The sequence below is a fragment of the Variovorax sp. CF079 genome, assembly GCF_900101545.1.
GTDB lineage: Bacteria > Pseudomonadota > Gammaproteobacteria > Burkholderiales > Burkholderiaceae_C > Variovorax.
Map to the genome: position 1 here is coordinate 41,021 of NZ_FMZU01000019.1, position 13,180 is coordinate 54,200.

Annotated in this window: 11 protein-coding genes; 2 read left to right on the plus strand and 9 right to left on the minus strand. The window is 65.2% G+C overall.

Annotated elements, in window-relative coordinates:
* Nucleotides 1–83 precede the first annotated feature (83 nt).
* Entirely contained in the window at nt 84–1,553 is a 1,470-nt protein-coding gene (gene zwf / locus BLS74_RS23910; protein WP_093109648.1) for a glucose-6-phosphate dehydrogenase, read from the plus strand.
* Nucleotides 1,554–1,665: 112 nt separating this feature from the next.
* On the opposite strand, the gene BLS74_RS23920 is transcribed toward zwf, so the two are convergent.
* The 8 genes from BLS74_RS23920 to BLS74_RS23955 all read right to left on the minus strand — a co-directional run bounded on the left by BLS74_RS23920 (nt 1,666) and on the right by BLS74_RS23955 (nt 11,708).
* The gene (locus BLS74_RS23920) at nt 1,666–2,670 is read right to left on the minus strand and encodes an ABC transporter ATP-binding protein (RefSeq protein WP_093109649.1); all 1,005 of its coding nucleotides are present in this window, start codon (nt 2,668–2,670) and stop codon (nt 1,666–1,668) included.
* The gene (locus BLS74_RS23925; RefSeq protein ID WP_093109650.1) at nt 2,667–3,659 is read right to left on the minus strand and encodes an ABC transporter ATP-binding protein; all 993 of its coding nucleotides are present in this window, start codon (nt 3,657–3,659) and stop codon (nt 2,667–2,669) included. Before BLS74_RS23925 ends, BLS74_RS23920 begins: the two co-directional genes overlap by 4 nt.
* Nucleotides 3,660–3,678: 19 nt before the next feature.
* Nucleotides 3,679–4,590 (minus strand): ABC transporter permease, encoded by a 912-nt coding sequence (locus tag BLS74_RS23930; RefSeq protein ID WP_093109651.1) that lies wholly within the window; start codon nt 4,588–4,590, stop codon nt 3,679–3,681.
* Between the two features lie 128 nt (nt 4,591–4,718).
* The gene (locus BLS74_RS23935; RefSeq protein WP_093109652.1) at nt 4,719–6,293 is read right to left on the minus strand and encodes an ABC transporter substrate-binding protein; all 1,575 of its coding nucleotides are present in this window, start codon (nt 6,291–6,293) and stop codon (nt 4,719–4,721) included.
* Nucleotides 6,294–6,319: 26 nt separating this feature from the next.
* Nucleotides 6,320–7,573, minus strand: a complete 1,254-nt coding sequence (locus BLS74_RS23940) for a M20 aminoacylase family protein (RefSeq protein WP_093109653.1) — start codon at nt 7,571–7,573, stop codon at nt 6,320–6,322.
* Nucleotides 7,573–8,553, minus strand: a complete 981-nt coding sequence (locus BLS74_RS23945) for an ABC transporter permease (protein ID WP_093109654.1) — start codon at nt 8,551–8,553, stop codon at nt 7,573–7,575. The genes BLS74_RS23940 and BLS74_RS23945 overlap by 1 nt, the downstream gene beginning before the upstream one ends.
* Nucleotides 8,554–8,690: 137 nt before the next feature.
* On the minus strand, nt 8,691–10,271 hold the full coding sequence (locus tag BLS74_RS23950; protein ID WP_093109655.1) for an ABC transporter substrate-binding protein: 1,581 nt from the start codon (nt 10,269–10,271) through the stop codon (nt 8,691–8,693).
* Nucleotides 10,272–10,457: 186 nt separating this feature from the next.
* Complete coding sequence (locus BLS74_RS23955) at nt 10,458–11,708, minus strand: porin (RefSeq protein ID WP_093109656.1); 1,251 nt, start codon at nt 11,706–11,708, stop codon at nt 10,458–10,460.
* A gap of 282 nt (nt 11,709–11,990) precedes the next feature.
* Here BLS74_RS23955 and coq7 point away from each other — a divergent pair, with 282 nt between their 5' ends.
* Complete coding sequence (coq7, locus tag BLS74_RS23960) at nt 11,991–12,620, plus strand: 2-polyprenyl-3-methyl-6-methoxy-1,4-benzoquinone monooxygenase (protein ID WP_093109657.1); 630 nt, start codon at nt 11,991–11,993, stop codon at nt 12,618–12,620.
* Nucleotides 12,621–12,641: 21 nt separating this feature from the next.
* Here coq7 and BLS74_RS23965 read toward each other — a convergent pair whose 3' ends face one another.
* A complete protein-coding gene (locus tag BLS74_RS23965; protein ID WP_093109658.1) occupies nt 12,642–13,091 on the minus strand; it encodes an OsmC family protein in 450 nt (149 codons plus the stop codon).
* Between the last annotated feature and the right edge of the window lie 89 nt (nt 13,092–13,180).

Here is a 13,180-nt window from a genome sequence, read left to right on the forward strand (position 1 = left end):
GTGCCGTTGTCGGATCGGTACAAGTACCATTCGAGGTCAAGCTTCGTGCTCGGCATTTCACGCAACAACACGGATGTATCCCCATGAGTTTTGACCTCGTCCTCTTCGGCGGCACCGGCGACCTCGCGTGGCGCAAGCTGATGCCGGCCTTGTTCCAGGCCTTCCGGCACGGCAGCCTGCCCGAAGACGGCCGCATCATCGGCGTCGCGCGCGACGATCTTTCCGACGACGGCTATCGCGAGCTGATCCAGTCGCGCTTCGAGGCGGTCGAGGGCGCCAAGCGGCCGACGCCCGAGGAGTTCAAGAGATTTGCCTCCATGCTCTACTTCCTGCGCATGGACCTGTCGAAGGCCGAGGACTACGCCAAGCTCGCCGATCTGCTCAAGACCCGCGACGCCACCACCGTCGTGATGTACCTCGCCACGGCGCCGGCGCTCTTCACGCAGGTGGTGGAGCAGATCGCCGCGGCCGGGCTCAACGGCCCGCAGACGCGCGTCGTGCTCGAAAAGCCGCTGGGCCACGACCTGGCCTCGAACCGGGCCATCAACAAGGCCGTGTGCAAGGTGCTGGACGAGCACCAAGTGTTCCGCATCGACCACTACCTGGGCAAGCCCTCGGTGCAGAACCTGTTCGCGATGCGCTTCGGCAACGCGCTGTTCGAGCCGATCTGGCGCCGCGAGCACATCGCCAACATCCAGATCACGATCGCCGAAGACCTCGGCGTCGAGAAGCGCGGCGCCTTCTACGACCAGACCGGGGCGCTGCGCGACATGGTGCAGAACCACGCGCTGCAGCTGGTCTGCGCGATCGGCATGGAGCCGCCGATCAATGCGCACGCCGACGCGATCCGCGACGAAAAACTGAAGGTGCTGCGCGCGCTGAAGCCGTGGACTGCGGAGTCGATCGGCCTGCACGCGATCCGCGGGCAATACACCTCGGGCACGGCCTACGGCGAGCGCGTGCCGGGCTACCGCGACGAGCCTGGCGTGGACCCCGAGAGCCGCACCGAGACCTTCGTCGCGCTGCGCACCGAGATCGCCAACTGGCGCTGGGCCGGCGTACCGCTCTACATCCGCACCGGCAAGCGGCTGGCCTCGCGCGATGCGCGCATCGAGGTCAACTTCAGGCCGACGCCGCATGCGATCTTTCGCGCGCCGCCCAGCGCGGTCAACAAGCTCGTGATCAACCTCCAGCCCAAGGACGGCCTGGAGCTGCACATGCTCGCGCAGGCGCAGGACAACCGCCAGCGCAACGGCAACCGCCGTGCCGGCCCGCAGCTCGCACCGGTGCAGCTGGACCTCGACTTCGACAAGCGCTTCGGCGCCGAGCGCGTGGGTGCCTACGAACGCCTGCTGCTCGACGTGATCGACGGCCGGCTCAACCTGTTCGTGCGCAGCGACGAGCAGGAAGAGGCGTGGCGCTGGGTCGAGCCGCTGATCGACAGCTGGGCCTCGGACGGCGTGCCGCGCCCTTACGCAGCGGGCACCTGGGGGCCGAGCGCATCGAGCGCGATGATCGCGCGCGACGGCTTCGCCTGGAGCGAAGAGCAGTAGCTGAGCACACCCCCAGGCTGCGCGCACTTTGTGTCGCTTCGCCAACCCCCTTGCAGGGGGCAACACCAGCGGCCCGGCGCAGCCGGTTCCGCGGTGTTTCTGGAATGGGGCGCTAGATCCGGCCTTCTTCGACGGCGTGGCAGGCCACCTGCACGCCGCGCAGCATCTGCAGCGGCGGCCGTTCGGCCTTGCAGCGCGCGTTGGCATGCGGACAGCGCGGATGGAAGGTGCAGCCGGTGGGCGGATTGAGCGGGTTCGGCACCTCGCCCTGCACCGGCGTGCGCCGCTCGCCGGCGTGCTTCATCTTCGGAATCGCCTCCAGCAGCATGCGCGTGTAGGGGTGCTGCGGCTCGCTGAAGAGCTTGCCCTTGTCCGCCACCTCGACCAGCCGGCCCAGGTACATCACGCCGACCTGGTCGGCCACGTGGCGCACCACCGCGAGGTTATGCGAGATGAAGAGGTAGGTCAGGCCGCGCTCGCGCTGCAGGTCCTTCATGATGTTGAGCACCTGGGCCTGCACGCTCACGTCCAGCGCCGAGGTGGGCTCGTCGCACACCAGGAATTCGGGCTGGGTGGCGAGCGCCCGCGCGATCGAGATGCGCTGGCGCTGGCCGCCGGAGAACTGGTGCGGGTACTTCACCATGTCCAGCGGGCTCAGGCCGACCGATTGCAGCAGCTCGCCCACGCGCGCCTTGAGCGCCGGGCCTTCCTTGAGGATTTCGTGCTCGCGCAGCGGCTCGCCGACGATGTCCTCGACGATCCAGCGCGGGTTGAGGCTCGCGTAGGGATCCTGGAAGATCATCTGGATGCGCCGGCGCAGCTTGCGCCCCTCGGCGGTCTTGAAGGCGGCATGCGCGTCCTGGCCGTCGAAGTGCATGCCGCCACGGGTGGGCTCGTACAGGCCCACCAGCAGGCGCGCGACGGTGCTCTTGCCGCAGCCCGATTCGCCCACCAGCGCGAGCGTCTTGCCGCGCTCGATGGAGAAGCTCACGCCGTCGACGGCGTTGAGCAGCACCCGCGGCTTGCGTTCGAGCACGCGGTTGAGCCAGGGCGGCGAGACGTCGAAGCTCTTGGCGAGATCGTTCGCCTGGACCAGTGCGCTCATCGGGGCGCTCATGCCGCAATCCCGTCGATCGGCGCCGCGCTGTGCGCAGCGTGCAGCCAGCAGGCAGCGCGGGTCGCGCCCGCGTTGAGCAGGTCGGGCCGCTCTTGCAGGCAGCGGTCGAAGACGCGCGGGCAACGCGGGTTGTAGGCGCATCCGCGCGGGATGGCATTGAGGCGGGGCATGGCGCCGTCGATCTGGTTGAGGCGTTCGCGGTCCATCGTCATGTCGGGGATGGCGGCCATGAGGCCCGAGGTGTAGGGATGCGCGGGCTGGTGGATCACCTCCTGCACCGGTCCTATCTCGGCCACGCGGCCGGCGTACATCACCGCCACGCGATCGCAGGTCTCGGCGATCACGCCCATGTCGTGGGTGATCAGCATGACGGCGGCGCCGCGGTCCTTGCAGATCTTCTTGAGCAACTGGATGATCTGCGCCTGGATCGACACGTCCAGCGCGGTGGTGGGCTCGTCGGCGACGATCAGCTTCGGCTCGGCCGCCAGCGCGAGCGCAATCACCACGCGCTGGCGCATGCCGCCGGAGAACTGGTGCGGATAGTGGTCGATGCGCTGCTCGGCACCCGGGATGCCGGTGTCCTGCAAGAGGCCGATGGCGCGCCGGCGCGCTTCTTGCTCGCTCACGGGCAGGTGGGTGCGGATGGTCTCCGTCAATTGCCGCCCGATGGTGTAGAGCGGGTTCAGCGAGGTCAGCGGGTCCTGGAAGATGGCGCCGATCTTGCGGCCGCGGATGTGGCGCATGGCCTCGTGGCCCAGGTTGTCGATGCGCTGCCCTTCGAGCCGGATCTCGCCGCTGGCGATGCGCCCCGGTGGCTCGAGCAGTCCGATGATGGCCGCGCCGGTGAGCGATTTTCCGGCGCCGGATTCGCCGACCACGCCGAGGATTTCGCCGGGTGCGATCTCGAAGGAGATGTCGTCCAGCGCGCGCAGCGTGCCGCGCCGGTGCGGGAATTCGACGACCAGATGGTTGACTTGCAGAAGGCTCATGTGCGGTGCTCCACCTTCTTCAGCGCAAGCGTGGGTTGAGGGCGTCGCGCAACCAGTCGCCCAGCAGGTTCACGCTGAGCGCGATCAGGACCAGCATCGCGCCCGGGAACACGGTGATCCACCATTCGCCCGAGAACAGGTAGTCGTTGCCGACGCGGATCAGCGTGCCCAGCGAGGGCGAAGTCGGCGGTACGCCGACGCCCAGGAAGGACAGCGTGGCCTCGGTGATGATGGCCGTGGCGACCTGGATGGTCGCCAGCACCAGCACCGGGCCCATCACGTTCGGCAGCACGTGGCGCACCATGATGCGCCAGGGGGACACGCCGGTCACGCGGGCCGCCTGCACGTATTCCTTGTTGCGCTCGACCAGCGTGGAACCGCGCACGGTGCGCGCGTACTGCACCCAGCCGGTGAGCGAGATCGAAATGATCAGGACGCCGAAGGCCACCGAGTCGTGCGCATTCGGAAACAAGGCACGGCCGACGCCGGCGATCAGCAAGGCGACCAGGATCGGCGGGAAGGACAGCATCACGTCGCACACCCGCATCAGGAAGGCGTCGAGCCAGCCGCCCCAGAAGCCGGCCAGGAGTCCGAACAGCACGCCGACGATGACCGAGAGCATCACCGACACGAGGCCGACGACCAGCGAGATGCGCGCACCGTAGATCAGCGCAGAAAGGATGTCGCGGCCCTGGTCGTCGGTGCCGAGCAGGTACTTGCGTGTGCCCTCGGACTCCCAGGCGGGCGGCAGGCGCGCATCGCCGAGCTCGAGCGCGGCCAGGTCGAAGGGGTTGTGCGGCGACACCCAGCCGGCGAACACCGAGCAGAAGATGCAGACGAAGGCGATCGCGGCGGCCAGCATCGCGACCGGCGAGCTGCGAAAGCTGTGGCCGACATCACTGTCCAGCCAGCGGGCTAAGGTTTTTTTCATCGGGTTGTGGGAGCGAATTCCGCGGGGCGCAGACTAGGCCGCCGCCGGGCCGCCCCAAGGCGGCCGAGCCTCCCCCTCGGGCGGTGGCGAAGCACACGAAGTGGCAAGCCGGGGGGGCCGTCATTTTTTCAGGGCTTGATGCTCATCCACTTGAAGAACATGAAGTTATCGGCCAGCTGGGTGAGCTCGACCTTCTTGCTCACGCCCCAGGCGAGCGACTGCTGGTGCAGCGGAAGGTGGCCAATGTCGTCCGAATGGATCTTGAAAGCCTCCTTGATCAGTTCGTTGCGCTTGGCCTTGTCGGTCTCGGACTGGATCTTCTTGGTGACCTCGTCGAGCTTCGGATTGCAGTAGGCGCCGAGGTTGAACTGCCCGGTGCCCTTGTCGTCCGGACAGGCCGTCAACGAACTCAAGGCGTTGTGGGCATCGTAGGTGGTCGGCGTCCAGCCCAGCAGGTAGAAGCTGGTGTCGCGGCGCAGGATCTTGGGGAAGTAGGTGCCCTTGGTTTCGGTGGCGAGGTTGATCTTGACGCCGATGCGCGCCAGGCTCGCAGCCACGCTCTGGCAGATCTGGCCGTCGTTCACGTAGCGGTCGTTCGGGCAGTTCATCGTGACCTCGAAGCCGTTCGGGTAGCCGGCATCGGCCAGGAGCTTCTTGGCTGCCTCTGTGTCGTAGGGCAGGCGCTTGTCCTGCTCGGCGGTCCAGCCGTTGACGCCGGGGCCGACCATCAGCCCGGTGGGACGCGAAGCGCCGCGCATCACGGTGCGCTGGATGCCATTGATGTCGATGGCCTCGTAGAAAGCCTGGCGCACGCGCTTGTCCTTGAACGGGTTCTTGCCCTTGACGCTGGAGTACTGCAACTCGTCGCGCTTCTGGTCCATACCCAGGAAGATGGTGCGCAGTTCCGGCCCCGCGATCACGCGGGCACTGGGGCTGCTGTTGATGCGCGCCACGTCCTGAACCGGCACCGGCTCCATCACGTCGACCTCGCCCGAGACAAGCGCCGCAACGCGCGTTGCGGGGTTGGCGATGGGCGTGAAGACGATCTCCTGCGCGTTGCCGTCGATCTTGCCCCAGTAGCTTGCGTTGCGAACGAAGACGGTGCGCACGTTCGGCTGGCGCTCGCGCACGCGGAACGGGCCGGTTCCGTTGGCCTTGAACGAGGCCGTGTTCTCGATGCCCTTGCGGCGATCGACCGGGTTGGTCGCCTGGTTGGTCTCGCACCACTTCTTGCTCATGATCATGATATTGGTGATCACGTCGGGCAGGATCGGAAACGCTCCCATGGTCTCGATCTCGATGGCGGAGTCGCCCGCCTTGCGGACTTCCTTGATCTCGCTCACGTGGGCCTTCATGTCGGAGCCTTCGCCCGCGGCGCGGCGGAAGCTGAACACCACGTCGTCGGCGGTGAACGGCGTGCCGTCGTGGAACTGCACGCCCTTGCGCAGCTCGAAACGCCAGACAGTCGGCGAGCTCTGCTTCCAGGACGTGGCCAGCAAGGGCGCCAGGCTCAGGTCCTTGTTGCGTCCGACCAGGGTCTCGTAGACGTTGGAAGTGACGGAGAGCTGCAACGATTCGTTGAGCGAATGCGGATCGAGCGAGAGCGCGTCGCCTTGGTTAGCGATCCGGATGGTCTGTGCGCTGGCCACCAGGCTCAAGGCGCTCAGCACGGCCGCTGCGGCCAGTTGATTCTTCAGATTCATGAGAAGCACTCCTCGGGTTGAAGGGATCAGGACGCCGTCGAGGCGACTTTGTTCTTGGTGGATTTGCCGGCAGCGGCCAGTGGCATGCCCTGCTCGATCAGGCCGGCATGCAATGCGGCACCGAGCGGCAGGATCTCGTCGTTGAAATCGTATTTGCTGTTGTGCAGGAAAGCGCCGCCGCGGGCGTCCTGCCCGATGCGCATGTAGGCGCCCGCCTTCTTCTGCAACATGAAGGAGAAATCTTCGGCGCCCATGCTGGGCTCCATGTTGCGCTCGACGTTGTGCGCGCCCACCAGCGATTGCGCGACGTCGCCGGCGAACATCGCTTCGGGCGCCGTGTTGATAGTGGCGGGATAGATGCGTTCGAACTTCACCTGCGCCGTGGCGCCGAAGCCGGAAGCGACCGCGGCGCACAGTTCCACGAGCCTTTGCTCGACCTGCGCCTGCACCCGGGCGCTGAAGGTCCGCACGGTGCCCACCAGCATGGCCTTGCCCGGCACCACGCTCATGGCGCCGAGGTCGCCGGCCTGGACGGCGCAGATGCTGATCACTGCCGCGTCGATCGGGCGCACGTTGCGCGACACGATGCTCTGCACCGCGGTGATGATGTGTGCGGACACCAGCACCGGATCGACCGTGAGATAGGCATGCGCGCCGTGGCCGCCCTTGCCGGCGATTTCGATCGTGATGCGATCGGCGGCCGCCATCATCGCGCCGCGGTTGATGCCCACCGTGCCGGCCGGCAGGCCGGGCCAGTTGTGCATCGCATAGACCGACTGCACGGGGAAACGGTCGAACAGGCCGTCTTCGATCATTGCGCGCGCGCCGGCAAAGCCCTCCTCGCCCGGCTGGAAGATCAGGATCGCGGTGCCGTCGAAGTCGCGAGTTTCGGCGAGGTAGCGCGCTGCCCCGACCAACATGGCGGTGTGGCCGTCATGCCCGCAGCCGTGCATCAAGCCCTGCTTGGCCGACGCCCAAGCGAAGTCGTTTTCCTCCCGCATCGGCAAGGCGTCCATGTCTGCGCGAAGGCCGATCATGCGGCGGCTGGCCGTGGACCGGCCGCGGATCACGCCGACCACGCCGGTCTTCCCGATGCCGGGATGGATCTCGTCGACGCCGCAGGCCCGAAGCGCTTCCTGGACGCGGCCGGCCGTGTAGACCTCCTCGAAGCCGAGTTCGGGATGCGCATGCAGGTCGCGCCGGAAGGCGGTGATCTCCGGATAGAAGCGCGCGATGTGCGCGAACGCCCTGCCGTTCGCCTGCAGACGTGCCTCGCTCATCAGTGGCCTCCCGCGCGGCCGATGCGCAGGCGCGGATCGACCACGAAATAGAGCAGGTCGACCACCAGGTTGATGACGACGAAAATCAGCGCGATCAGACACAGGTAGGCGGCCATCACCGGAATGTCGGCGAAGGTCACGGCCTGGATGAACAGCAGCCCCATGCCGGGCCACTGGAAGACGGACTCGGTGATGATTGCGAAAGCGATCAGACCGCCCAGTTGGAGGCCCGTGATGGTCATCACCGGCACCAGCGTGTTCTTGAGCGCGTGGCCGAAATGGATGACCCGATCCGACAGGCCGCGGGCGCGTGCGAACTTGATGTAGTCGGTGCGCAGCACCTCGAGCATTTCGGCGCGCACCAGCCGCATGATCAGGGTGAGCTGGAAGATGGCGAGCGTGACCGCCGGCAGCACGATGTGGTGCCAGCCGTCGACTCGCAGAAGGCCTGTGCTCCACCAGCCGATCTGCACCGTTTCTCCGCGCCCGAAGCTCGGGAACCAGCCGAGCAGCACGGCAAAGACAAGAATCAGCAGGATGCCGATCAGGAAGGTGGGCAGCGAGACGCCAAGCAGGGAGATCGTCATGAACACCTGGCTCATGAAGGTGCCGCGGCGCAGCGCCGTATAGACCCCCATCGGGATACCGATCAGCAAGGCCAGGAAGGCCGCAGCCAGCGCCAGTTCGAGCGTGGCCGGGAAGCGTTCGCCGATCAGCCGCGAGACCTTGCTGCCTTGCCGCAGGCTCAACCCGAATTCGCCTTGCGCGGCATTGACGAGGAAATGCCAGAACTGCACGAAAAAGGGCTTGTCGAGCCCGAGGCCGATACGCAGTTCGCGAACCTGCTCGGGCGTTGCGTCCTGACCGAGCAGGAACACCACGGGATCGCCCACATACTGGAAAAGGAGGAAGGCGAAGAAGGCGACCGTGATCATGACGATCACGGCCTGGATCAGGCGGCGCAGTACGAAAGCAATCATTCAGCAAAGCATGTGTTCAACGATGCTAGCAGAGCAAGGTGCGTGCCCAAGAGGTGGTTCCCCGGGTTGCGCCTTGCTCGAAGCCGAGCCAAAAACGAGGCGCGACGAGGCGCCTGCAGCAAACGCTTTGCAGCGCGTCAGTTCACCTTGATGACGCGCCAGTCGAGCCGGTTGTCGGCGCGATGGATCACGTCGATGTTCTTCTTCATGGCCCAGGGAATGATCTGGTTGTGCAGCGGAATGTGGGATACGTCGTCGTTCTGCAACTGCAGCGCCTCGGTCAGCAGGCGATCGCGCACCGGGAGATCGGTTTCCGTCTTCACGCGATCGATGATCTGGTCCATCTTCGGATTGCTGTAGCGGCCGACGTTGTAGTTGCCGTCGCCCCCGCTGCCCACGCTGCGCGTGAGCGACTGCAGGCTGTAGAGCGCATCGAAGGTCGGCACGCCCCAGCCCAGCATGTAGATGCTGGCTTCGTAGCGCTGGATCATCGGGAAATAGGTTACCAGCGGCAGCGTGCGAAGCTTCGCCTTGACGCCCACGCGCGCCCACATCGCGGTCACGGCCTGGCAGATTTCCTCATCGTTGATGTAGCGGTTGTTGGGGCAGGCCAAATCGACCTCGAAGCCGTTGGGGTAGCCCGCATCGGCCAGCAGCTTCTTGGCGGCCTCTACGTCATAGGGATGGCGCTTGTGCACGCCTTCGCTCCAACCGTTGACCTGTGGCGCCACCAGCGCACCGGTGGGCTGGCTCAGGCCTCGCATCGTCACGCGATTGAGGCTCGCGCTGTCGATAGCCTGGTAGAGCGCCTTGCGGACGCGCTGGTCCTTCAGCGGATTCTTGCCCTTCACGTTGGAGCCGGGCAACTCGTCGCGGAACTGGTCCATGCCGAAGAAGATGGTGCGGTTTTCGACGCCATCGATGACCTTCAGGTTGCCGCTCTGGCGCAGGCGCCCCAGATCCTGCGGGCTCGGATCCAGTACGAAGTCGATCTCGCCCGAAAGCAGCGCCGCGACACGCGTGGCCTCGGACTTGATCGGGCTGTAGATCACCTCTGTCACGTTCGTATCGTTCTTGCCCCAGTAGTTGGGGTTCTGCACAAGAACCAGGCGCTGGTCCGGCTGCCATTCCTTGACCATGTACGGGCCGGTGCCCATGGCGTTGCGGTGGGCGTAGCTTTCCTCAGGCGTCTTGATGTCCTTCGGCTCGACCGACTTGTTCTTCTCCGCCCAGGCCTTGCTCATGATGCGAAGCTCCGTCAGCTGATTCAGCAGCACGGGATTGGGGCCCTTGAGGAGGACATCGACCGTATTCGCATCGATCTTGACCACCTTGTCGATGCCCTGGGCGTAGACCGCGTAGTTGGAAGTCTTGGCCATCGCGCGGGTCAGCGAATACACCACGTCCTCGGCCGTCAGCGCCGAGCCGTCGCTGAACTTGACGCCACTGCGCAGGGTGAAGCGCATCTGGGTCGGCGTCACGAGCTTCCAGCTGGACGCGAGTTGGGGCTCGGGTTTGAATGTCTTGCTGTTGTAGTAGACCAGCGAGTCGTAGATGGCCGCGTGCACGCCGTTGCCCAGTGCGTTGTTCTGAGAATGGATGTCGAGCGTCGGAATGTCGCTCGCGCTCGTCCATTTGAAAGTCTTTGCCTGCTGTGCGGGCGCTGCCAGCACAAAGGCCGCGAGGGCGACAGGAATCAGTACGCGCTTGGAATCCATGGTTAACCATCCGTCACAAAGTCAAAACGCGGACTATGCAACAGCCGGGCCAGCTTCGGACACGGGAGAACGCCGACCCGAGGGATATCCCTGTTCGAGAAAGCCCGAGCCAAGAAAAAAGCCACCCGACTTGCGTCGGGTGGCCTTTAAGACTTCCCATCAAAGCTGGCTTGCGCCAGCGTCAAATCAGAAAGCGTGACGGATACCGACGTCGTAGCCGGTCGAGGTCTTCGGCAGGAAGGCTTGGCCCGGCAGCAGGGTCGTGGTGGTCACGAACGACGGGCCACCCAAGGTCAAAGCTGCGCCATCCTTGTTGCGGATGCGAGCCACCGTTGCGTACAGAGCCGTGCGCTTCGACAGGTTGTGCACGTAGCCGATGGCGAACTTGTTGGCCTTCGGGTCTTCGAGCACCGAGAACGGCACGTTCAGGTCGTACTTGACAGCAGAGTAGGCCGCGCGGATGAGGCCAGCGCCCACCGGCACAGTCACGCCGATCAGGTAACCCTTGAGGTCGATGTCGTTGCCGATGGTGCCAGTGACGAACGGCGTATCGACGTCGATTTCGTTCTTGGCGCGCGAGTATTCACCGAAGAGCTTCACGACGCCGAAGTCGTACGAAGCGCCGAGGTTCCACGTCTTCACCGAGGTGGTGGTGCCGACGTAGTAGTTGTCACCGATCGTGCTGTTGCCATACGAGGTAGCGACGTCCAGCGGGCCATTGGCATAGCCGACGCGGCCGCCGACGTAACGTCCGGTGCGCGAGTTGTTCAGCGCGGTCGGCGTGACGGTACCCGGATCGAACTTGTTCTGCTCGTGGAAGCCGTACTGCACCTGGCCATAGAAGCCACCGAGGTTCGGGGGCAGGAAGTAGCCGATGGTGTTGCTGGCGCGAACGTAGTTGTTGCCGCCAACGTTGGGGACGCCGGCGACCACCGGGGGAGCAGCGCCGTTGAAGGTACCGAACGCGTCGTTGGCGGTCGAAACCAGATTGGTACCCACGCCGTTGGTGCCGAACGGATCGAACACGGTGTCGTTCCAGAAGGTCGGGGTGTAGTCGCGACCCAGGCGGACTTCACCGAAACCACCCGACAGGCTCACGGTCGAACGACGACGGAACGTCGAGATACCGGTTTGGCCGTCATCATTGCTGATCGGGGCTTCGAGCCAGAAGCTGGCAGCCAGGCCGCCACCGAGGTCTTCCGTACCACGGAAGCCGATACGGCTGGAGTTGTAGCCCGAGTTCGTCAGCGCGGTGCGGCTGGCCTTGATGCTATCAACGTAGAAGGGATTGGCGAGGGTCGGGAAGCCGACGTTCTCCGACTTATTCGAATAGCCGCTGATGGCAGCGTCAACCACACCGAACAGCGTGACCGACGACTGAGCCGAGGCAACACCGGCAACAGCCAGGGCAGCCAGAGCAACTAGAGATTTTTTCATTGCAAGTTTCTCCAAGGTTAAACATAGGGCTCCGGTGCGAAGGGCTCACCGTGACTGGCACATTTGTGCTCCTACCGGACCCCGGGCCAACCTCCTTTTGGGAAGTTGTCGCTATTGCACCAGAGCCGCCTCACCAGGGCAAAACAAATCGCCCGAAATCGCGGCTGGGCTCGGCGTTTCGTTGCAGCAGTGCAACAAAGCTTTAGCAGTCATCACGACACCACCATGCGAAACAAGACCTGCCCTGCATGAGCTCTATTTCGGATCGGTTCCAATCGCCCCATGAATCCTTCGCTCGACTCCGCCCTGGCCGTCGTAGACGCGGCCTTGCGTACCTTGTTCGCCAAGCCGCATGCAACGCGGGCCGCCCCGCCACCGGCGGATCCCGCAGGCGAGCTCAGCGAGGCCGAGCGCCGGGAAGCGGGCGCGTTGATGCGCGTGAATCATGTCGGGGAAGTGTGCGCCCAGGCCTTGTATACAGCGCAGGCTGCCGTTGCGCGGGATCCGGTGCTGCGGGCGCATTTCGACGCGGCAGCGCGCGAAGAAACCGATCATCTCGCCTGGACGCGACAGCGCCTCGACGAATTGGGAGCCCACCCCTCGGTGCTGAATCCCGTCTGGTATCTGGGCGCATTCGGCCTGGGCCTCATTGCCGGCCGGCTCGGCGATCCGCTGAGCCTGGGCTTCGTGGCCGAAACCGAGCGCCAGGTGGAGGCACACTTGGACGGGCACCTCGACCGCCTGCCGGCGGGCGACACCGCATCGCGGGCCGTGATCAACCAAATGAAGCTGGACGAAGCGCGCCACGCAGCGCAGGCATGGAGCGCCGGCGCCCAGGAATTGCCGGCACCGACCAAGGCCCTGATGCGCTTGGCCTCCCGGGTGATGACGACAGTTGCCCACCGCATCTGAGCGGGCGGGCCCGGGCTGCATTCAAGTTTCGATCAGATCGAAGCTGGTCGTGATCTCGGCGGTCTTGGCCAGCATGATGGTGGCCGAGCAATAGGTGTCGTGGCTCAGCGCGATCGCGCGTTCCACGGCGGCCGCCGGGATTCCCTTGCCCGCCACCGTGAAGTGCATGTGGATCCTGGTGAAAACCTTGGGGTCCTTTTCCGCCCTCTCGCTGGTCAGCTTGACGCTGCAGCGCTCGACCTGGTGCCGCCCGCGCTTCAGGATCAGCACCACGTCGTAGGCGGTGCAGCCGCCGGTGCCGGCGAGCACGGTTTCCATCGGCCGGGCTGCGAGGTTCTGTCCGCCGTTCTCCGGCTTGGCCGCATCCGGCGCCCCGTCCATCATCAGGACGTGGCCGCTACCGGTCTCGGCAACGAAGCCCATCGCCGATCGCGCACCCGCGTTGCCGGTCCAGCTCACTGTGCATTCCATTTTTTTGCAGACTCCAGGGTCACGACGGGGCAAAAAATCACGCCGGCGTAGATTTGTGTTGGAAAAGCGTCACCCGCTTGTTGCAATGC